Raw genomic sequence first — 21775 nt, forward strand, 5'->3', positions numbered from 1 at the left:
TAGGCGGTCATGCTGCAAGTTTTGTTCCGGGTTCTCATTTGCGGCCTGCTGAGTTTTGGCCTGGCCGCTCACGCAGGCGCGCAGGAAAGTGAAGCGAGCGGAGCAGATACATTGTCCCGTGCGATCGAACAGGCGGCGGAAAGCGGTGTCAGTGTGGTCGTGGTGGACAGCAGCGGCAAGTTGCTGAACGCGCCGCCGGACGCGGAACAGGCAGCGGACCATCCTGCATCCGACACGATGGAGCAGCCCTCGGCGCTGATGAAAGCGCAATCCAGGGTCGGCGCCTTCCGGGCTGAATTGAGCAGCCGCCTGGAGGCGCTGCCCTATTCGCGGCTGGAGGTGGAATGGATCCTGCGGGAAACCAGCCCGGACGGCCGGATCATGACCTATGTCGAGGTGCTGTTCTGGAGCGTGCTGTTCCTGCTGATCGGCCGCTGGCTGTCGACGGAAATCTACGGAAAGCGTTTTGCCAAGCGTTTCGTCGTGGCGCGGATCCGGCAGAACCCGGAAGGTTATCAGGAAAAGATGCCCTTCCTGGTCTACCGGTTCCTGATGGGGATTGGCGGGACCGTCTTTGCGATGGTCTTTGCGGCGCTGATTTCCTATCTGATCTTCGGTGCTTCGGGCGACCCCTCAATCGAATTCACGGCAACTGCTGTCTACACGGCGTTTTTCCTGGCCCGCACGGTGTCCGATCTGTGGCGGATGGTGCTGTCGCCGTTCCTGGCCCAGTACCGGATACCGGTGTTTTCAGACCGGGACGCAAAACGGCTCTATATCTGGGCGTCCCTGCTGGCGACCTATGACATTTCCTCGACGCTGTTTGCCACCTGGGTCGGCGATTTCGGCCTGAATTACAATGTCTATGCACTGGTATACGGGGTATTGGCACTGGTCGGGATGCTGGGCAACCTGCTGATGGTGCTGGTCAACGGGCGCGCCATATCCAATGCCATCCGTGCCGGCCGAATGCCGGAAAAATGTTCCTGGCTGGTGCGTGTTCTGGCAGTTGCCTGGGCACCGGTTCTGATGGCTTACATGGCTTTTGGCTGGCTTAAGCTGGCCTTTGATCTGGTGCTGGAAAGGGATGTTTCGATCCCGTTGATGGCGGGCAGTTATTTCGTTCTGACCACGATCCTGATTGTCTATGGCGCGATCAACTACTTCATCGAGCGCTATTTCAACCGCACCCGGCGAATGCAGGCTGCCATGGCAGCAACCGGGCAGGAAGGAGCCGCCACGGAAGCGGAGGGTATTTCTGAGCAACGGGGTGAAGAGGCTGCTCCGGATGAGGCGGAGACCGCTGCGGAAGCCGCAGATGCACCGGCCGCAAGACATCCTATTGGCACGTACCAGGATCTTGCCCGCAGAGTGGCAGGCATTCTGGCTTTTGTAGTCGGGGCCTATTCACTGGTGATTGTCTGGAACCCGGACGCCCAATGGACCGAAACCACTGCGGCTGAACGGGTGATCGATGTGACGGTGATCCTGTTCATCGGCTTTATCGTCTATCACCTGTTCCGGATTTGGATCGACAGCAAGATCGATGAGGAAGCCGGCGATGTTTCGGAGGCAGAGCTGGGTGATGAAGGCGGGGCCGGGGGTGCCAGCCGTCTGGCCACTTTGCTGCCCTTGTTCCGGGGCACGATCCTGGCGGTTGTGCTGGTCTCGATCGTGCTGATCGTTCTGCTGGAACTGGGTATTAATGTCAGCCCGCTGTTCGCCGGTGCCGGTGTTGTCGGTCTTGCGGTTGGCTTTGGTTCGCAGACGCTGGTGCGGGATATTTTCTCTGGCGCCTTTTTCTTGATCGATGATGCCTTCCGCAAGGGCGAATACATCGACATCGGCGACGTGAAGGGCACGGTCGAGAAGATCTCGGTGCGGTCTTTCCAGCTGCGCCATCACCTCGGGGCGCTGCACACGATCCCCTTCGGCGAGATCAAGGTTCTGACCAATTATTCGCGTGACTGGGTGATGATGAAACTGCCGATGCGCGTGACCTATGATACTGACGTGGAGAAGGTTCGCAAGCTGATCAAGAAGCTTGGCCAAAAGCTGATGGATGACCCTGTTGTCGGACATACCTTTATTCAGCCGCTGAAGTCCCAGGGTGTGATCGAGATGCAGGATTCAGCGATGATTATCCGCGTGAAATTCATGACCAAACCGGGGGATCAGTGGATTGTCCGCAAACGGGTGTACCAGGAGATCCGTGAATTGTTTGCCCGCGAGGGCATCAGATTTGCTCATCGCGAGGTCACCGTGCGGCTGGCGCCGGACCAGGCTGATGAGATGACGCCGAAGCAGAAAGAGGCTGCCGCAGGGGCAGTGCAGGCGGCGATTGACGACGATCTTCTGGACGAAATGGGCGGCCCGGGCGGCGATGACCGCTGAGCAGATGCCTGACCGGCGACCTCCCGCCCCCGCGCTGGACCGCTAGCGCGCTCCGCTTGGGATTGGGCGTGGCGCCGCGCTGGCGCGCGCCGCTGCCTCCGGCGGAGGTATTTCTCCCAGAAAGAAGCCGCCGCTGCGGAATCCGGTTTTGTCCTGGTTGAGAATTTGCCGGGGTGAACTGGTTGCAAGCCAGGAGGGGCAGCGTCCCATTTTCATTGGTTATTCCGGCCAGCATGCCGGGGCGCTGCCGCAGTGGGAGGCGGGCCGGCCCCAGCGCATTTTGCTGGTGTCCAGGGCAAGCGGCGCAGCAAGGCGGCGGCCCGGCCCCCAGCCGCTGTTTTCGATCTCCTGGGTGAAGTCGCTGTGTGCCGGTTTGGCGACATACGGTCCTTTGGCACATTTCTGCATTCCACCAAGCAGTTCTGCGGTGCGGGCAAGCGATAGATGCGCTGCGGGCACCGCCGCCTTTTGGGCAGCAGTTGCCAAGGCCGAGAGCACCGCTGCTGCCATCAAATAACCCGTGGCATGGTCCAGCGCTTGTACCGGTAAAGGGTGCGGATCGTCCGCCTTGGCCTGGACGCGGCCTGTATCGGCGATGCCTGCACTCATCTGCACAAGGCTGTCAAAACCGCGCCGCTGGGCCCAGGGGCCGGTCCAGCCATAGGCATCCAGAGAGGCTTCAACCGCATTGGGAGCGATCCGGCGGCGGGCGTCCGCGCCGTAGCCCAGACCATCCAGCGCACCGGGACGGTAGCCATGCACCAGCACATCGGCCTTGGACAGCAACGCCTCAAACCGCTGGCGGTCCACTGTATTGCGCAGATCCAGGGAAGCCATGCGTTTACCCAGCGCAACATCGGTGATGACACCAGGTTCGTCCCAGCCAGGCGGGTCGATACGCAGCACATCGGCGCCAAATCCGGCCAGAGTGCGGGTGGAAACCGGACCGGCCAAAACCCGCGTGAGGTCCAGCACTTTCAGTCCGGCCAGCGGGCGTTCGGCTGTTGCCTTTGGCCGCTCACGCAGTTGGATGACACGGGGCGACTGCCATAGGATCAGCGGTTCCGCCGCCACAGAAAGACCTTGCGGATGCGTCAGCCAAGCCGCTCGGCTGCGCATGGCGGCGGCCACACCACCTGCGTTTACGATTTCGTTTTCGAGATGACTGGCCTGCCATTGTTTTACGGCAACTGCCGCGGCCGCGCGGTCGCCTGCGCAGTCCAGTACTTTCAGGGCAGCTTGCCGGTGGTGCGGCAGGTTGGTGTGCAGGCGGATCCAGCCATCTGCGGTTTCATAATTGCCGGCCACCGGATCCCACAGGCTGGGAAGCTCCCAGCCCTCGGGGCGGAAACTATAGCTGAACCAAAGTGATGCCAGGCGCTGGTCCACCGTGACGTCCGGTGCAACGGGCGCAAGGTTCAGCGCCTTTACCAGCCGCGCCAGCTCCAGCCCCACGGCGGCGACTGAGGCATTGGCAAGTTCCGTAACCGCAAAGGCGCTGCGCCAGTGTCCTGTGCCGGTCAGGCGGTAGCTGCCAGGCGCCGGCAGGGCAGTGAGCAGGGTCATTGCTGGTAAGGATCCAGGCTGTCGCGCAACCCGTCACCGAGGAAATTGAATGCCAGAACGACAATCACAATCGGCAGCATCGGGATCGCGGTCCAAGGGTAGATTTCGATCGAGGCCAGGTTTTGCGCGTCATTCAGCATGACGCCCCAGCTGACCGCCGGCGCGCGCAGGCCAAGGCCGAGGAATGACAACGCGGTCTCGCCCAGGATCATCGCCGGGATTGACAGGGTGGCCGAGGCGATCAGGTGCGACATAAAGTTCGGCAGCAGATGCTTGCGGATTACCCGGCCTGAAGATGCGCCCATCATTTCGGCGGCGCGCACGTATTCCTCTTCGCGCAGGGACAGGAATTTTGCCCTCACCGATCTTGCAAGCCCCGGCCAGTCGAGAATGCCAAGGATGATCGAGATGACAAAGAACACCGCAACCGGCGACCAGTTCGAGGGCACCGCGGCAGACAGCGCCAGCCACAAAGGCAGCTCGGGCAGGGATCGCAGAACTTCGATCACCCGGTTGATCAGCCAATCGGTTTTGCCGCCAAAATATCCCGCCAGCGAGCCAAAGAAGATACCGAGCACAAAGGACACGGATATGCCGATCAGCCCCACGGTAAGCGACAGCTGCGCACCATAGGAAACGCGGCTGAAGATGTCGCGGCCCAGCCGGTCGGACCCCAGGATAAAGATTGTCGCCTCTTCGGTTGCGCAGAACAGGTGGCGGTTGCTTTCGATGAGACCGGCCAGTTTATAGGTCTTGCCCTCACAGAAAAATTCAAGCTTCAGCGGGCGCGAGGTGTCGGGACTGAACTCCCACTGGAAGGTTTCCAGGTTGGCCTCGGAGGTCATTGGATAAACGAAGGGGCCCACGAATTCGCCCTCGTGGAACAGCTTGATCGATTGCGGCGGGGAATACAGATGCTCTGAAAAGCGCTGGTTTGGTCCGTAGGGCGCAAGGAAGCCGGCGAACGGGATCATGAGGTAGGCGATCAATAGGAACAGGCCTGAAATCAACCCCAGCTTGTGGGTCTTGAATTTGCGCCAGACCAGCAGCCAGTTCGGCGCGTCCAGGTCCTTGCGCTCCAGCTCCAGCAGCGAGGCCTGCGGGTCGAAAGCTTCATCATCGACATAACGTCCATCAGGCAGCCGGGTCATGCGCCGCGCCCCTCATACCGGATCCTCGGGTCAAGCAGCACCAGCAGAACATCTGAAACCATGGTGCCGATCAGCGTCAGCAAAGCGACGAACATCAACACAAAGCCCGACAGGAACATGTCCTGGGTTTTAAGCGCCGTCAGCAGGGTCGGCCCGATGGTTTGCAGCCCCAGCACCACCGACACCAGCACCGAGCCTGAGATCATTGCCGGCAGCAGGTTGCCGATGTCGGCGACAAAGGGGTTGAAGGCGACGCGCAGCGGATACTTGGCCAGCATCCGCGAGGGTTTCATGCCCTTGGCGATGGCAGTTTCCACATATGGTTTACCCAGTTCGTCCAGCATGTTGGCGCGCAGCCGCTGCATCATCGCGGACGCACCGGCGGTGCCGATCACGAAGGTTGGAACGATCAGGTGGACGAGAATGGACTTCACTTTGTCCCAGTTCATCGGCACGCCTTCGTATTCGGGGGCCATCAGCCCGCCGATCGGCAGGTCGAACCAGCGGTGGCCATAGTAGAACAGGATCAGCGCCAGCAGGAAGTTTGGCGTAGCGAGACCCAGGTAACCGATGAAAGCCGAGGTGTAATCAATCCAGGTGCGGGCCCGCGCGGCAGCCAGCACCCCCAACGGCAGCGCCACTGCATAGACAAAAACCACGGCGGACAGGTTTACCAGAACTGTAAGCCACAGGCTGTCGCCGACGATATCGGCAACCGGGCTGTCGAATTCGAATGACCAGCCGAAATTTCCCTGGATCATGCCGGAGAACCCGTGCGGGCCGGGCATGAAGCCCATCCAGATCATGTATTGCTGCCACAGCGGTTTATCGAGCGCATATTCCTGCCGCAGGAATTCCGCCTTGGCGACGCCTGCGGACTGGCCGGTGGCCTGCAGCTCGGCAATCTGGTTCGACAGATAGTCGCCCGGCGGCAGGTTGATGATGGCAAAGACCAGCACCGACACCACCAGAAGCGTAAGCAGCATGGTGCCAAACCGGTAAATGGCGTAACGCAGAATTTCCATCAGCCCTGGCCATCCTCAAAAAAGAACTCATCCGGACGGTAAAGGCCGAAATGGGCGCCGGGGTCCCAGGCCCATATTGCCTGTTTGGGCACATTGCGCAGGCGGTTGCTGACCACGACGGGCTGCGGTGCGGCGGCCACGACGCCGATGGCATAGACCTGATCAGCGTGGATCTGCAGCATGGCGCGCCAGGCGGCGGCACGCTCGGCATCTGTGGTGGCCATGTTCCAGTCCTGCATCAGATCCATCAGTTGCTGAGCCGGAGCCATGTCTGGCGGCTCGCCTGCGTCGCCGCCGGTTTGATAGAATTGGCCCCACTTCGGCCAGGACAGGAACACCTGGTCTGTTGGCGCCAGATAGGCAGGCGAGGTATAGACTTGCGGCAAGCCATTGTCCCAGCCGAACCAGGCAGACGCCATGGTGCTGCCGGAAAACACCCGGTTGCGCAGGATGTCGCGGTCCAGCGGGCGCATCACCAGTTTGACCCCGACATCGCGCCAGTCGTCCGAGATTATCTGAAGTGCATTCTCGACTTCCTGACGCTCACCGGCTGTTTCCACCACCAGCTCCATCAGCCGCCCGTCGGCCAGATAGCGGATGCCGTAGGCGTCTTTCTTTGTAAGGCCGGCCTCGTCCAGCAGCCGGTTGGCCTGCTCCGGGTCGAAATCCGCCCAGGCGGCACGCAGGGCGGGGTCGAAAAATTCGCTCTGCTCCAGCACCGTCATGGCGCCGGACTTGGCCAGATTGAAATAGAGCGCCCGGTTGATGGCCCGGCGGTTGATGGCCAGGGACAGCGCCCGGCGCACCCGGACATCGCGCAGCACCTCGCGCCAGACCGGATCCTTGGCATTCAGGTTCGGATAGATTGCAATCTGCGAGGCGGCACCGGAGCCCCAAAGATAAGTCTTGTAGTTTGCGCCGTCTTTTTCGCCTTTGCGCAGGATCGGGATATCCCGGAACCCCAAACCGCGGGCCTGCAGGTCGGCTTCCCCTGCGTTGGACTTAGCCGCTACCAGCCCGGCAGTCACAATTTCCATTTCCACGGTGTCGATATAGGGCAGCTGCACGCCGCGGCTGTCGATCCGGTGGTAATAGGGATTGCGCACGAACTGGTGGCGGATCTTCTTACCTGGCGAGGCGTTGATCCAGGGCTGCAGCGTCGGAAGCTCGTGGTTATCGAACTTGTACATGTTGTCGTATTTGTTGTGCAGCGCGGCCCAGCTTTTGACGCGGGCGTAGTCGACTTCCTCTTCCAGCGCATCCGGGTCGGCGTAATCGGCGTGGAATTGTTTCAAGTATTCTGCAGGCCGGTAGATGAAAGGCGGGCGCGCCTGGGCCAGCATGTGCAAGAAACTGGGGTTCGGGTCGTCCCATTCGTAGATGATTGTGGCTTCGTCCGGGAAGCTTACGCGCGGCAGCTTGCCGTTGACGCGCAGGAAATCCGGCGGACCGGCCGGGCTGAGCAGCTCGTGGTTGGCGACATCCTCCCACCAGTAGCGGAAATCGGCAGAGGTGAAGGGATCGCCGCTGGACCAGCGGTGGCCGCGCCGCAGTTTGAGGGTGTAACGCCGGTTTCTTTCGTTCTCATAGCCCAGCAGAATGTCAGGCTGCAGGCGGTAGCGTTCGTCATAGCCCGCCAGGCGGGCATAGCCGTACACCACCATCTGGCGGATATCCTTGGAACGGGTCACCATGGTGTTCAGCGTGCCGCCTTCGGTGCCAAAGTCCCGGCCCTTGGCTGCCAGGTCGACCACCAGCGGCACCTCTGGCAGGCGTTTGGCCACCGGGGGCAGATAGCCCGCCTTGACTTCGGAACTCCAGAACTTGCTTTCCTGGACCTCGGGGCCGCACAGGGCAGAAAGCGGGGCAAGGCAGAAGGCAGCCGTCAAAAGGGGTTTCAGGGCATCAAGCATGGCAGCGCACCTTATGGCCGGGTTCCAGGTGTTTCAGGTTTACCAGTCGCGGGGCATCAGATCCGTTAAAGCGGAATTCCTCGGGCCAGCAGTCCGGCGCGCCTGCGCCCTGGGCCACCAGTTTCAAGTCGATGGGCCGGTCGATATCGGGTTCCGGCTGGGCTGCGATCAGCGCCTTGGTGTAGGGGTGCTGAGGATTATAGAACAAGGTTTCCGGCGGTGCCTGCTCGACAATCAACCCGCGCCGCATCACGGCGACCTCATCTGCGATGCGGGCGACCACGGCCAAATCATGGCTGATGAACAGATAAGACAGGTTTTGCCGGTCGCGGATTTCCTCCAGCAGCAGCAGGATCTGCTCTTGCACTGAAACATCCAGCGCCGAGGTCGGTTCGTCGCAGACGATCAGCGCCGGCTCCAGCATCAGCGCGCGCGCGATCGACAGCCGCTGGCGCTGACCGCCGGAAAACGCGTGCGGGTAGCGTTTCAGCATGTCCGGCGACAGGCCGACCAGCCGCAGCATGTCCGCCGCCTTGTCCCGGCGTTCGGCACGAGAACCGATGCGATGGATGTCCAGCGGCTCGGCCAAAGTGTCCTGAATGCGCATCCTGGGCGAAAGCGAGGAGTAAGGGTCCTGGAACACCATCTGGGCCTGCCGCTGAAAGGCGGTGCGCGCGGCGCGGTCCATGCTGTGCACGGTGACCGCCGGCTGATCCGGATCAGGGCGGAACAGCACCTCGCCGCCGGGATCCGGAAGCTCTGCCCCCAAGGCAATTCGTGCAGCCGTGGTCTTGCCCGAGCCGCTTTCACCGACAACTGCCAGGGTTTTCCCGCGGGCTAACCGCAAATCAACCTCGCGGCAGGCGTGGATCAGGGTCGGAGCTTGCCAGCCCTTGCTGGCTCTTAATGTGTAGGTCTTGGAGACCGACTTCATTTCCATGATCAGGTCATCGCGTGACGGCGGGATGGCGACGACCGCTTCATCCGGAATTGCCGGTGCAGCGTTGAACAGGGCCTTGGTGTAGGGGTGGGCAGGGGTGCGCAGCATCGGTTCCGCACGGCCGGATTCCATCACCCGGCCCTTGTGCATCACCACCACTTGCTCTGCCATATTGGCAACCACCCCCAGATCATGAGTGACCAGGATCATCGCCATACCGGTTTCGCGCTGCAACTCTTTCATCAGCCCCAGAACCTGGGCCTGTGTGGTCACGTCCAGCGCCGTGGTCGGCTCATCCGCGATCAGCAGGTCCGGCTTGGCCACCATGGCCATGGCGATCATCGCCCGCTGGCGCATCCCGCCGGACAGTTCGAAGGGATAAGATCTGTAGGTGCGTTCCGGATCGGAGAAGCCGACCCGCTCAAAGCATTCAAGAACCTCCTTGCGTGCCTTGCGTTCGGACTTGCGGCCATGCAGCCACAGCACTTCGGACACCTGATTGCCGATCCGGTGCAGAGGCGAAAGCGAGCGCATAGGCTCCTGAAAAATCATCGCGACGGTATTGCCGCGAACGTCGCGCATCCGCCGTTCGTCGAGCGTCGCAAGGTCAAGTTCGCTGCCGCGGGTGTTCAGCAAAATGCGCCCGGAGCGCAGCTGCGCCACCTTCGGCAGGATGCGCAGCACGGCCCGGCAAGAGACCGTTTTCCCCGAGCCGCTTTCCCCGACCAAGGCGAGTGTTTCGCCTGGCTGCACAGCAAAGCTGACGTCCTTCACGACGGGGTCGCCCTTGCCAAACCCAATGCTGAGATTTTCAACGGAAAGCAGCGGGTGCATTCAGAATTGTCCGCCCGGCTGGTTCAAGGCACTCATGAGATCTTGTTTTCCCCTGTTTTTTGGCCTCACCTTCGCGCGCTGAAGGCTGCTTAGTCAAACCCCATTTGCCCAGATGCCCGTTGTGCAAGGAAAAATTGATGGGCTTCCCGGTTGCACTGCGGGCACTTCACCAGTGCCGTCATCCCGCAATCGCCCTGCATATCCGGTGTTTTCGGTCCGGTGTCCCAAGGAGGAATAACAGTTTCTCACATTAGCGTGCCGGCACGTGTTTTATGGTGCAATGCTAAATTCCGCCCTCCGGACGCTGCGGACCTGCTGTGGCCCCGGCGCCACTCGGTCCTTGCCGCAAATGGCTGCTGACAGGATTGCCTTGTTGGCGCCGGCAGTCAGCCCGGCATAGGATGCCAGGGAACGCACGCATTCCGAAAGGCCGCACATGGCGCAAAAAACTGTTCTGCACCGGGACGATCCGGAAGCCGAGCCGCTGGTCGGCAATATTAAGGTCACTCGCAACGACTGGTTGAATGTCGCGATGGACGTGCTGATCTCGGACGGGGTGGAGCAGGTGAAAGTGCTGGCGCTGGCCGAGCGGATGCAGGTTTCGCGCTCGTCGTTCTACTGGTATTTTAAGTCACGCCAGGACTTGCTGGATGCGCTGCTCAAGACCTGGGAGCAGACCAATACCGCCGGCATGGTCCGCCAGGCCGAGGCGCCGGCCAAGGCCATCACCGGGGCAGTGCTGAATGTGTTCCAGTGCATCGCCAACCCTGATCTGTTCAACACTGCGCTGGACTTTGCCGTGCGTGACTGGTCGCGCCGTTCCGGCAAGGTGCGCAGCCTGCTGGACCGCTCGGACCGGCGCCGGGTCGAGGCGCTGACGGCGATGTTTGCCCGCTACGGCTATGCGGACCGGGAAGCAGTGACCCGGGCCAAGGTGCTGTACTACATGCAGCTCGGCTATGAGATGGCGGATCCGAATGAAAGCCACGCGCACCGGCTGGAAGTGACGCCCGAGTACCTAAAGGTCTTTACCGGGCGCGACCCGTTGTCCGAAGAGATGGCGGACTTCACCGAATTCACCAAGCAGCACTGGGACGTCTGATACACCAGCCGTGGCCGCGGGCGTGTGGTGTTACAGGCTGCGGAGAATACCCTCAGCCTGCGTGCGCGCCTCCTCAGCCGCTTTCAGCCGGACCGGGCCATAGCCGCGGATATCCATCGGCGCTTTCAGTACCTTCAGGCAGGCCTCATGCGCATCGGCACGGTAACGGCTGGCGATGGTCTTCAGCGCTGCCTCGAACCAGGCCAGCAGATCGCGGTGCAGGCGGGCTTCTTCGTGATAACCGAAGATATTGAAGGCCGAACCGCGCAACGTCTTGCCCTTGGCCAGCAAGTGCATCGCCGGTCGCAGCCAGGCCCCAAAGGCCCGTTTTGCCGGGCGTCCGCGGGCGTCCTTTTTCCAGTTCAGCAAAGGCGGCGCGAGGTGGTATTTGACACTGAAATCCCCCTCGAACTCATCCTCAAGCTGGTGCTGGAAGGCGTCGCTGGTCAGGAGCCGGGCAACTTCATATTCGTCTTTGTACGCCATCAATTTGAACAGCGCCCGCGCCGCGGCTGCGGTCAATTCTTCCTGTGCCTCCGCAGGCAATGCGTCGCGGAACCGGCTCAGGGCAGCGGTGTAGCGTCCCGCATAAGCCATGTTCTGATAGCCGGTGAGGAAAGTGGCGCGGCGTTCGATCAGCGCGTCCAATGTTTCCGTCTTTGCGGGTGTCTCCTCAAAGTGGCTGGCGACCAGTTTCGGGTCCTCCGCCATGGCACGGCCTATGGCAAAGGCGAGGCGGTTTTTTTCAATGGCAACGCCGTTCAGCTCAATCGCCTGGTCCAGCGCCCCGGCACTGACCGGCACCAGCCCTTGCTGCCAGGCAAAACCCAGCATCATGACATTTGCCAGCACAGCGTCGCCCAGCATTGTCTCGGCGGCTTCATTGGCGTTGAAACCGGACAGGTTTTGCGGTCCGACGGCCTCGGCAATGGTTTTCTCGCGCAGGCCTGCCATCAGATCAGCATCGCGGCGCAGCACCAGATCGCCAGTGGGCATTTCCGCCCGGTTCAGCACCACCTTGGTGCCTGCGCGGTAATGGGCCGAGGCCTTGGGCGCCGAGCTGACCACCACGTCGCAGCCGATAACCGCATCCGCGCCGCCTTGTTCGATGCGCACCTGGTTCAAGGTGCCGGGTTCTTTGGACAGCCGGATGTAGCTGAGGACAGTTCCGAACTTCTGCGCAAAGCCGGTGAAATCCAATACGCTTGATCCCTTGCCTTCCAGATGCGCCGCCATGGTGATCAGAGCGCCGACCGTGACAACACCGGTGCCGCCGACTCCGGTGACCAGCAGGTCGAACGGCGTCTTGAGAGAGGGCAGTTCCGGCGCCGGCAGCTTGGCGGTCAATGCGGCGGCGTCCAGACCAGCGGGTTTTTTCTTCTTCCGGCTGCCCCCTTCGACAGTGACGAAAGAAGGGCAGAAGCCGTTCAGGCAGGAGAAATCCTTGTTGCAAGTGGACAGGTTGATCTTGCGCTTGCGGCCAAAGGGCGTTTCCTTCGGCTCGACGCTCAGGCAGTTGGATTCAACCGAGCAATCGCCGCACCCCTCACACACCAGGTCGTTGATGAAGGCAAAGCGTTTCGGGTCCTCCATCTTGCCCCGCTTTCGGCGGCGGCGTTTTTCAGTTGCGCAGGTTTGTTCGTAGATCAGAACAGTGACGCCGGAGATGTCGCGCAATTCCCGCTGCACCGTGTCCAGCGCGCTGCGGTCATGGAAGGTGGTGCCGGCGGGGAAGTCGCTGCGGACAAACTTGCCAATGTCGTCCGAGACCAATGCAATCCGTTCCACTCCCTCGGCGCGGCAGGTCTGGGCGATGCCATGCACCGAGACCGGCCCGTCCACCGGCTGGCCGCCCGTCATCGCCACTGCGTCATTATACAGGATTTTGTAAGTGATATTGGTGCCGGCCGCGACTGCCTGGCGGATCGCGAGGCTGCCGGAATGATACCAGGTGCCTTCGCCCAGGTTCTGGAACACATGCTTGTTTCCATTGAACTGCGAGGCCACGGTCCAGGGCACGCCTTCGCCGCCCATCTGCGCATAGCCGGCTGTATCGCGGTCCATCCAACTGGCCATCACGTGGCAGCCGATGCCGGAAAACGCCTTGGATCCTTCGGGCAGCTTGGTCGAGCTGTTGTGCGGGCAGCCGGAGCAGAAATAGGGCGTGCGGGCGGCGCCGGGCACGTTCAACAGCTTCGGCGGTTCCGCCGTGAGTGCTGCGGCTTTGGCTGGCAGGTTTTCCTCCGGGAAAAAACTATCGAGCCGCGCGGCAACAATGGGGGCAAGCAGCAGCGGGCTCAACTCCCCGGTCCAGGGGATCAGAGGTTCCCCTTGGCTGTCGTATTTGCCGACCATTTTTTCGGGCTTGCTGCCGGGCCAGTCATAGAAGTTTTCCTTGAACTGGCTTTCAATGATACCGCGCTTTTCCTCGACAACCAGCACTTCCTGCTTGCCTTTGACGAACTTCAGCGCGTCGGTGCGGTCCAGCGGCCAGACCATGCCGACTTTGTAAATGTCGATCTTCAGGCGGCGGCAGGCGGCCTCATCCAGCCCAAGAAGGCGCAGCGCTTCCATCAGATCAAGATGACCCTTTCCGGTGGAAACAAAACCAAAACGCGCGTCCTTGATGTCGTAAATCCGCTTGTCGATCGGGTTGGCCTCGGCAAAGGCGCGAACGGCATCCAGCTTGGCGTGAATGCGGGTCTCAATCTCGGGCGAGGGCAGGTCGGAGCGGCGGATATGCAGCCCGCCCGGGTAATCCGCCAGCTCCGGGCAGATGAATTCACGGTCCGGCTGCAGGTCCACCGAGCGCGCGCTCTCAACGGTCTCCGACACCGCCTTGAAGCCGACCCAAGTGCCGGAGTAGCGCGACAGGGCAAAGCCGTATTCGCCAAAAGCCAGATACTCCGACACATCTGCGGGGTTCAGCACCGGCATGAACCAGGACATGAAGGCCACATCCGACTGATGCGGCATCGAGGAGCTGACACAGCCGTGGTCGTCACCAGCCACCACCAGCACACCGCCCTTTGCGGAGGAGCCATAGGCGTTGCCGTGCTTCAGCGCATCGCCGGAGCGGTCGACGCCCGGCCCCTTGCCGTACCACATGGAAAACACACCCTCGACCTCGCAATGCGGGTCCAGCACGGCCTGCTGCGCACCCAGGACAGCTGTGGCGCCAAGATCCTCGTTCACCGCGGGCATGAACTTGATCCGGTTTGCCTGCATCCGGTCCTTGGCGCGCCAGAATTCCAGATCGACTGCCCCCAAAGGCGAGCCGCGATAACCTGAGACAAAGCCAGCGGTATTCAAGCCGGCTTCCTGATCGCGGCGCGCCTGATCAAGCATAATCCGGGCCAAAGCCTGAGTGCCGGTCAGGAAAACCCGGCCCTGGGTCATTTCGTACCGGTCGTCCAGCTTGTAGCTGCGGAAATCGTGGCTCAGCTTGGTCATCTCGGGGAGTCCTTGCGCGGAAAATGTGCTTTCCGGAAAAGTAATCCACAATGTTTGAAAAGATTTGCCCGAGTTACTGTTATTGCGGGAATTTATGGTTAGAATTTCCGAATGACAGTTATCTGGTGAAGAAAGTGACCGGAACATGAAGCTTGACGACCGCGATTCCCGTATCCTCACCTTGCTGCAGGAAGACTCCCGCATTTCCAACGCTGATCTGGCTGAGGCCGTGGGCATGTCGCCGTCGGCCCTGTGGCGCCGGGTGCGGGCGTTGGAGGAGGCGGGCATTATTGAACGTTACGGTGCGGTGGTGAACGCACCGGCAATGGGGCTGGGGTTCCAGGCTATCGTGCATGTGCATTTAACCCGCCACGATCCGGACAAACTGGTGGAGTTCATTCGCGCGGTTGAGAGCAGTCCGCTGGTTCAGGAATGTTACGCAACGACGGGGCAGTCCGACTATCACCTACGGGTTCTGGCGCCGGACCTGGATGCTTATAACCGGTTTCTGGAGGGTTTCCTGTTCCGCCTGCCAGCGGTAGCCAGCGCCCAGACCAATGTGGTGTTGCGCACGATCAAACGGGACAGGCCTGTTGTGCCTTAGAAAGTCCGCCTGCGGCGGGAGCATTGCTGCAAGAAAGACCCGCAAGATTGGCGGGAACGAGGACCGCCCTTCAATTTCATCTTTGCAAAAATACTCCGGGGGTCTGGGGGCTGGCCCCCAGCGTGCGGTTTTTTCACATCGCCGCGTATTTCACCCAGGCCCAGGCCATGGCGATATAGGTCAGCTGGTGCAGTGCCTGATCTGATCCCATGGCCTGCCAGAACATCGCTTGCTGCGGGTTCAGCTTTTTACGCTCGGAAAACCGGGCCTTGCCGAAGTCGATGTGAAAATGCACGACCCATTCCAGCGCCGCCAGCACCAGGATGAACGGCACAGGTGCGCTGAACAACGCGTAGACAATGGCTGAGCCGATCACGTGGACACCCGCATGCTGGGCACGGCCCATATGGACATAGGCGCAGCGGCCGGACAGCATCTTGGGGGTTTGCAGAAAGAAGTCGGCAAACAGGTGTTTGACCTGCAACGCGCAGAGCAGCAGCAGAACGGATCCGACATATTCCGGCAAACCTATTGACCTCCAGCATGGATACCTCGCTGGAACCTTACGGATTTTTCGCCGTCTGGCAAATGCCGCGCCGGCAGGGTGCCGCAACGGGACAAGGCGGTCTTCTGCCCATTGCCTGTTCCTGCCAAACCGCGCTACCCATAAGGCAGACCACATCCGAAGCCGCCAATTATGGAGCTTTCCCCATCGAACGCTCTTTGTTCCGTTTCATTTGGAAGTACTCGAAACGCGACCAGCTGGTGCTGCTGCTGGTCACGGCCTGCCTGTTTCCGCTTCTTTACCTGACGCTGGAGCTGCCGAAACGGATCATCAATGATGCAATCGGCGCTGAGACCTCCACCATAACCCTGATGGGGCAAAGCTTTGATCAGCTGACCTTCCTGTGGATTCTGTGCGGCGGCTTTTTGTTGGCGGTGCTGTGCCACGGCCTGCTGAAAATGCGCATCAACACCATGAAGGGGGTGCTGGCCGAGCGGATGCTGCGCCGCTTCCGGTATCAGCTGATTGCCCGGGTGCTGCGCTTTCCGCAACCATATTTTGAGCGGGTCAGCCAGGGTGAACTGGTGTCGATGGTCACCTCCGAATCCGAGCCGATGGGCGGGCTGATGGGGGATGCGGTCAGCCAGCCGGTGCTGCAAGCCGGGCAGATGCTGACCATCCTGTTTTTCCTGTTCCTGCAGAATTTCTGGTTCGGAATGGCAGCCATCGCGCTCATTCCTTTGCAGGGCTGGCTGATCCCGATGCTGCAACGGCAGATCAACCTGCTGAACAAGAAACGCATCAAACAGGTGCGGGCGCTGGCGACTGAGATCGGCGAAAGCGCCGCGGGTGCTGCGACGCTGCGGATCAATGGCGGCTGGCGCTACCGGATGGCGATCATCACGGCGCGGCTGGGGCGGCTGTATGACATCCGCTTCGAGATTTACCAGAAAAAATTCTTCATGAAGTTTCTCAACAACTTCATCACCCAGCTGACGCCGTTTTTCTTTTACGCCGTCGGCGGCTTTCTGGTGCTGCAGGGCAAAGTCTCATTGGGCGCATTGGTGGCGGCGCTTGCCGCATACAAGGATCTGGCGTCGCCCTGGAAAGAATTGCTGACCTATTACAACCAGACCCAGGACATGGGGTTGCGCTGGGACGTGATCCTGGAGCGCTTTGCACCGCAGGGCATGGTGGATGAAAAACTGCTGGTCGGCGAGCCGGAGGAGCTGGAGCGCCTGCGCGGAGATGTGGTCCTGGATGCGGTCAATGTGCGTGACACGGATGGTAATCCGGTGCTGGAGGAGCTGAGCGCAACCTTCCCCGCAGGGCAGGTCATCGGTATTGCGGCCCCCTCCGAAGAAGACCGCCGGGCCCTGGCGGAACTGCTGACGCGGGAAATCCTGCCCGCAACAGGGACGGTGACGGTGGCCGATCAGAACCTCAGCGGGCTGCACCAGGCAACGGTGGCAGCGCGGATCGGCTATGCCACCTCGCGGCCGGTTTTGTTTAAGGGATCTTTTGGCGACAACGTGATGATGCCAATGCGGCTGCGCCCGTTGGGCGCGGCCCACAACTTGCAACAGCTGGAAATAGCCAAACGCGCGGGCAACAGCCCGGACCCCTTTGATGCGCCCTGGCTTGATCCCAAACTGGCTGGCTTTTCCAACGAGGCGGAACTGCGGAGCTGGTGGCTGCAGCTGGTTGAGGGGATCGGATCCGATACCGCCCTGTTCCGCCGGGGTATCGAACAGTGTTTCGAGGCACCCGCCCACCCGGATCTGGCGGAGCGGCTGGTCGGATTGCGCGCGTCGGTGCGCAAGGCCATTCTGGACGCCGGTCTGGATGTGCACGTGCATTTTCTGGAACCAGAAGCATACAACCCGGCGCTGCCGGTTGCGGAAAACCTGCTGTTTGCAGCCTCGCAGCAGGCCATGACCGGCGAGGTCTTGCATGGTCATGCGGAATTTCTCGACCAGCTCAAGCAGCTGGGGCTGGACGAAGGGCTGGTGGCGCTGACCCGTGACGTGGTGGAGATGCTGCGCCAAATCTTCGGCATGGATGGCACTGGCCACCCGCTGTTCCGCAAGTTGGGATTGGATGTGGGCGCCTATGAAACGGCACTGTCGCTGGTCGACCGGCCCGGTACCGTCAATGCGGCGGCGCTCAGCCGTGAGGAGCTGGCGCAGCTGCTGATCGTGCCTTTCACCATCTCGGCGGAACAGATCGGTCCGGCCTTTGAAGAGGAAATGAAAGAACGGATCCTAGGCTTTCGCCGCAGCCACGGGCAAAGCTTGCTAAAAGCTTTGGGCGCGGGCTTTGTGCCGTTTGCAGAAGAGGCCATCGCCCCCACGCTGACGGTTCTGGAAAACGCTCTGTTTGGCAAAATATCGGACGCAGCCGGGGCCAAGGGCGATGAGGTGCGCAAACTGGTTTCCGAACTGATGGTGCGCGAAGGCTTGCGGGACAAGGTGGTGGAGCTGATCTTTGACATGCCGATTGCGGTGGGCGGGCAGGGGCTGGCCGCCAGTTTTGCCGAGCCGCTGGCCTTTTGCCGGGCCACAATCAAGAAACCGGATATCCTGATCCTCGATTCCGCGATGGCAAGCTATGATCAGGACACCCGGGTCGCGGTGCATAAGAACCTGCGAAAGCTGTTGCCCGGCACCACGCTGATCTATCTTGCCCCAAGCTTCCAAAGTCCGGATGTCTTTGACGTCTTCTTTGAACTGCGCCAGGGCCGTCTGGTCAGCGACGAGGCGCAGGCCGCGGCAGCGGGCGACGGGGCGGCCAGCCAGGACCTGGCCCGCAAGCTGAGGGCACTGGAACAGACTGAACTGTTCTCCGGCTTGAACCGCCGCCAGCTTCGTCTTCTGGCCTTTGGCGCCCGCTGGTATGATGCCAAGGCGGGCGAGGTGGTGTTCCTGAAGGATGATGAAGCATCGGACGGGGCGTATATGATCCTTGATGGCGAGGCAGAGCTTTTCTTGCCGCAGCCGGGCGGCGAGGACCGGCTGATTACCACGGTTGGCCCCGGGCGGCTGGTGGGGGAACTGGGTCTGATCCGGCATGAAGCCCGGGCGCTGAGCATGATTGCGGCGACGGACCTCAGCTGCCTGCGGATCGGCGAAGAAGAATTCCTGGCAGTGGTGGAAAATGACGCTTCTACGGCATTCAAGCTATTGCAGGTGGTGGCGGGCTACGTCTCCAATTGATCCAGGAATTGAGACAGGGAACAAGAACATGAAACTGCTGCGGTACCGCGCGGGCGGGCAAGTACGGCCTGGCCTTCTGGACAGTACAGGCGCAGTCCGGGATCTATCGGCGCATGTGCCGGATATCACCGGTGCGGTGCTGGGGGACGAAGCCTTGGGCCGGCTGGCAGCGTTGGACCCGGCAGAACTGCCGCTGGTGAAAGGACATCCGGAGCTGGCGCCTTGTGCCGGGCAGACGGGGAAGTTTCTTGGCATCGGCCTCAACTACACCGATCACGCCGAGGAGATGGGCATGGCGCTGCCGGAGCATCCGATCCTGTTCCTCAAGGCGTCCTCGTCGATTTGCGGACCGGATGATGACGTGATCCTGCCGCGCGGCTCAGTGGCGGCGGATTGGGAGGTCGAGCTGGGCGTGGTGATCGGCACCGCAGCCAAATATGTCTCCGAAGCAGAGGCATTGAACCATGTGGCGGGGTATTGCGTGGTTAACGATGTGTCCGAGCGCGACTATCAGACCAAGCTGACCGGCCAATGGACCAAGGGCAAGAGCTGTGACACCTTCGGGCCGATCGGCCCCTGGCTGGTGACGCGGGACGAGGTGCCGGACCCGCAGAACCTGTGGCTGACCTGTGATGTGAACGGCGCGCGGCGGCAGACTGGAACCACGGCCACGATGGTGTTCACCGTGGCACAGATCATCTCGCATCTCAGCCAGCTGATGACCTTGCATCCGGGCGATGTGATCGCCACCGGCACCCCGCCGGGCGTCGGCAAGGGGTGCAAACCGCAACCGGTCTATCTGCAGCATGGCGACGTGATGCGGCTGGAGATCGAAGGACTGGGAGTGCAGACCCAAACGGTGCGGGCTGACTGCTGACAAGCTGCTGGCGGGGTCTCCCGCCCGTTCCGGCGCATTCGCAGAATGCGCCTCCGCGGTTGGGCGTGGCGCTGCGCCATGCGCAGCGCGGGCCTGCGTGCAGCAACGTTGAAGCGGGCTGAAAGGAAGGTGCCTGGCTGCCAGATTGACCGCCGCCAGCACCCGCGGAAACAAACGTTCAAGCGCCGCTGCAGAATTGCTTGTAAAGCAAGGCTATCAATTCTTGTGTGTTGCCGTCGGTCAGAGAATAGAAAACCGTCTTGCCTTCCCGCCGAGTGGCAACCAGATCATCTTCACGCAGCCGGGCGAGCATTTGGCTGACCGCGGCCTGGCGCATATTTAACAGGGCTTCCAGCTCGCCCACGGATTTCTCGCCGGTGCCAAGATGGCACAGGATCATCAGCCGCCCTTCATGGGCAAGCGTTTTGAGGAAAGCAGCCGCTGCTGCGGCGCGCTCCTGCATGTCGACTGGCGTTTCCGGGTCGATGAGGTCGTTGATCTGGGCAGGCAATATGCGGCATCCTGGCTGGTCGTCTGCCGCATATTGCCTCTATTTTCCGGACCAAGTCACCCAGGAATTACGGCCTCAGTCCACGATCGGCGGAGAGCCACCGGCAAAGGCGTTGCCATTGGCGTAATCACAAGGCGCTTCTTGCATATTGAGGTGCAAGTCAGTTCCGGTGAACGGATGGGCGCGGGCAAGGTCTTCGTCCACCTCGATGCCCAGCCCCGGTGCCTCTGGCGGGGTGACAAACCCGTTCTCTACCCGGATAGATCCCTTGATCAGCTGATCGTGAAAGGGGGTCTCGATGGTTTCCAGCAGCAGAATGTTGGGGATCGAGGCGGCGAGGTGGATGTTGGCAGCCCATTCCACCGGTCCGGCATAAAGATGCGGCGCCATCTGCGCGTTGAACACTTCGGCGATGGCCGCGACCTTTTTCATTTCCCAGATCCCGCCGGCGCGGCCCAGGGCGGGCTGCAGAATCTCGGCGGCACCAGCCCGCAGCACTGCAGCGAATTCCGCCTTTGTGGTCATGCGTTCGCCGGTGGCCACAGGAATGCGCAGGTTGCGGGCAACGCGGGCCATGTCTTCGATATTGTCAGGCGGTGTGGGTTCTTCGAACCAAAGCGGAGAATAGGGTTCTATTGCCTGGCCCAGGCGGATGGCACCGGCGGTGCTGAACTGGCCATGGGTGCCAAACAGCAGGTCCGCCTTGTCGCCCACGGCATCGCGGATCGCCTTGCAGAACGCCACCGACATGGAGATGTCCGACATCGCAGGCATATGCCCGCCGCGCATCGTATACGGGCCTGCGGGGTCGAATTTAACCGCAGTGTAGCCTTCGCTTACCTTTTGCGCTGCGGCCTCGGCAGCCAAGTCAGGCGAAGTCCAGAACTCCGTGATGTTCTGATGCGGCAGCGGGTAGAGATAGGTATAGGCGCGGATGCGGTCATTCATCCGCCCGCCAATCAACGCATGAACGGGACGGCCGCGGTCCTTGCCCAGAATATCCCAGCAGGCGATTTCCAGGCCCGAGAAGGCCCCCATCACCGTGAGGTCCGGACGCTGGGTGAAACCCGAGGAATAGGCGCGGCGGAACATCAGTTCGATGTTTTCCGGGTTTTCCCCGGCCATGTGGCGCGCGAATACGTCGCGGATCACATGGGTCATCGCATCGGGGCCCACTGACGACGCGTAGCATTCGCCCCAGCCGGTGATGCCGGTGTCCGTGGTGACTTTCACCAGAATCCAATAGCGTCCGCCCCAGCCAGGGGCAGGCGGGGCGGTTACGATGATATCCAGATCTTGCAGTTTCATGGTTCAGGTCTCCGAAGCCTCGGCAAAGGCGGCTAGTTCCTTGCCGATCTCATCAACTGCGGCCCCTGTGCTGAAAAAGGCCAGGTCAGGGGCCTCTGCATCGTCCATGAAAACCTCGATCTCGATCTGCACCCGCGATCCGTCAAATGCGCCGTCAATCCGCCAGCGGCGGGCTTCGTTCAACGCCATGTCCTGGATCGCGCCGGTAACGGAAGTGGTGAAGTCCGCAGGCAGGCCGAAACGGGGGTTGTTGGCCAGCCGGATCAGGAATGGGCCGACACTGCCGGCTTCAAAATTCATCGAAGTCTCAGAGGTGATCGGCGGCGCCTTGGAGGCCTCGGGTTTGAAGAGATCGGTCAAAAATTTCAGCACGCCCT

15 protein-coding genes are annotated in these 21775 nt (G+C 61.3%); 5 read left to right on the top strand and 10 right to left on the bottom strand.

The annotated features are described in order from the left end of the window. The first annotated feature begins 9 nt into the window (after positions 1-9). Positions 10-2394, top strand: coding sequence for a mechanosensitive ion channel family protein (locus ETW23_RS02635; protein WP_134829032.1), 2385 nt, complete (start codon positions 10-12; stop codon positions 2392-2394). A 219-nt stretch (positions 2395-2613) separates the two neighbouring features. Here the strand turns inward: ETW23_RS02635 and ETW23_RS02640 are convergent, their stop codons facing one another. Genes ETW23_RS02640 through ETW23_RS02660 form a run of 5 tightly spaced genes read right to left on the bottom strand, consistent with a single transcriptional unit; the run spans position 2614 to position 9823 of the window. Continuing rightward, positions 2614-3960, bottom strand: coding sequence for a CoA transferase (locus ETW23_RS02640; RefSeq protein ID WP_134829033.1), 1347 nt, complete (start codon positions 3958-3960; stop codon positions 2614-2616). Further along, the gene (locus ETW23_RS02645) at positions 3957-5111 is read right to left on the bottom strand and encodes an ABC transporter permease (protein ID WP_134829034.1); all 1155 of its coding nucleotides are present in this window, start codon (positions 5109-5111) and stop codon (positions 3957-3959) included. Before ETW23_RS02645 ends, ETW23_RS02640 begins: the two co-directional genes overlap by 4 nt. Beyond that, positions 5108-6136 (bottom strand): ABC transporter permease, encoded by a 1029-nt coding sequence (locus tag ETW23_RS02650; RefSeq protein ID WP_129372020.1) that lies wholly within the window; start codon positions 6134-6136, stop codon positions 5108-5110. Before ETW23_RS02650 ends, ETW23_RS02645 begins: the two co-directional genes overlap by 4 nt. Next, positions 6136-8049, bottom strand: coding sequence for an ABC transporter substrate-binding protein (locus tag ETW23_RS02655; protein ID WP_134829035.1), 1914 nt, complete (start codon positions 8047-8049; stop codon positions 6136-6138). The genes ETW23_RS02650 and ETW23_RS02655 overlap by 1 nt, the downstream gene beginning before the upstream one ends. Further along, a complete protein-coding gene (locus ETW23_RS02660) occupies positions 8042-9823 on the bottom strand; it encodes an ABC transporter ATP-binding protein (protein ID WP_134829036.1) in 1782 nt (593 codons plus the stop codon). The genes ETW23_RS02655 and ETW23_RS02660 overlap by 8 nt, the downstream gene beginning before the upstream one ends. Positions 9824-10259: 436 nt before the next feature. Here ETW23_RS02660 and ETW23_RS02665 point away from each other — a divergent pair, with 436 nt between their 5' ends. Beyond that, positions 10260-10925 (top strand): TetR/AcrR family transcriptional regulator, encoded by a 666-nt coding sequence (locus tag ETW23_RS02665; protein ID WP_134829037.1) that lies wholly within the window; start codon positions 10260-10262, stop codon positions 10923-10925. Between the two features lie 30 nt (positions 10926-10955). On the opposite strand, the gene ETW23_RS02670 is transcribed toward ETW23_RS02665, so the two are convergent. Beyond that, positions 10956-14378 carry an indolepyruvate ferredoxin oxidoreductase family protein gene (locus tag ETW23_RS02670; protein WP_134829038.1) on the bottom strand — a complete coding sequence of 1141 codons (3423 nt, stop codon included), beginning with the start codon at positions 14376-14378 and terminating at the stop codon, positions 10956-10958. Between the two features lie 145 nt (positions 14379-14523). On the opposite strand from ETW23_RS02670, the gene ETW23_RS02675 reads away from it, so the two are divergent. Then, positions 14524-14982 (top strand): Lrp/AsnC family transcriptional regulator, encoded by a 459-nt coding sequence (locus ETW23_RS02675; protein ID WP_129372015.1) that lies wholly within the window; start codon positions 14524-14526, stop codon positions 14980-14982. 133 nt (positions 14983-15115) lie between these two features. Here the strand turns inward: ETW23_RS02675 and ETW23_RS02680 are convergent, their stop codons facing one another. After that, entirely contained in the window at positions 15116-15508 is a 393-nt protein-coding gene (locus ETW23_RS02680; protein WP_129372014.1) for a DUF3307 domain-containing protein, read from the bottom strand. Positions 15509-15705: 197 nt separating this feature from the next. Between ETW23_RS02680 and ETW23_RS02685 the strand changes: the two genes are divergently transcribed. Then, entirely contained in the window at positions 15706-18702 is a 2997-nt protein-coding gene (locus ETW23_RS02685) for an ABC transporter transmembrane domain-containing protein (RefSeq protein WP_205879931.1), read from the top strand. Between the two features lie 28 nt (positions 18703-18730). Further along, complete coding sequence (locus tag ETW23_RS02690; RefSeq protein WP_134829039.1) at positions 18731-19579, top strand: fumarylacetoacetate hydrolase family protein; 849 nt, start codon at positions 18731-18733, stop codon at positions 19577-19579. 178 nt (positions 19580-19757) lie between these two features. On the opposite strand, the gene ETW23_RS02695 is transcribed toward ETW23_RS02690, so the two are convergent. The 3 genes from ETW23_RS02695 to ETW23_RS02705 form a co-directional block, all read right to left on the bottom strand. Continuing rightward, positions 19758-20042 (bottom strand): helix-turn-helix transcriptional regulator, encoded by a 285-nt coding sequence (locus ETW23_RS02695; protein ID WP_129372959.1) that lies wholly within the window; start codon positions 20040-20042, stop codon positions 19758-19760. A 123-nt stretch (positions 20043-20165) separates the two neighbouring features. Next, positions 20166-21398, bottom strand: a complete 1233-nt coding sequence (locus tag ETW23_RS02700; protein WP_134829040.1) for a mandelate racemase/muconate lactonizing enzyme family protein — start codon at positions 21396-21398, stop codon at positions 20166-20168. Positions 21399-21401: 3 nt separating this feature from the next. Then, entirely contained in the window at positions 21402-21770 is a 369-nt protein-coding gene (locus ETW23_RS02705; RefSeq protein WP_134829041.1) for a hypothetical protein, read from the bottom strand. Positions 21771-21775 lie beyond the last annotated feature (5 nt).

Origin of the sequence: Leisingera sp. NJS201 (assembly GCF_004535885.1) — a bacterium.
GTDB lineage: Bacteria > Pseudomonadota > Alphaproteobacteria > Rhodobacterales > Rhodobacteraceae > Leisingera.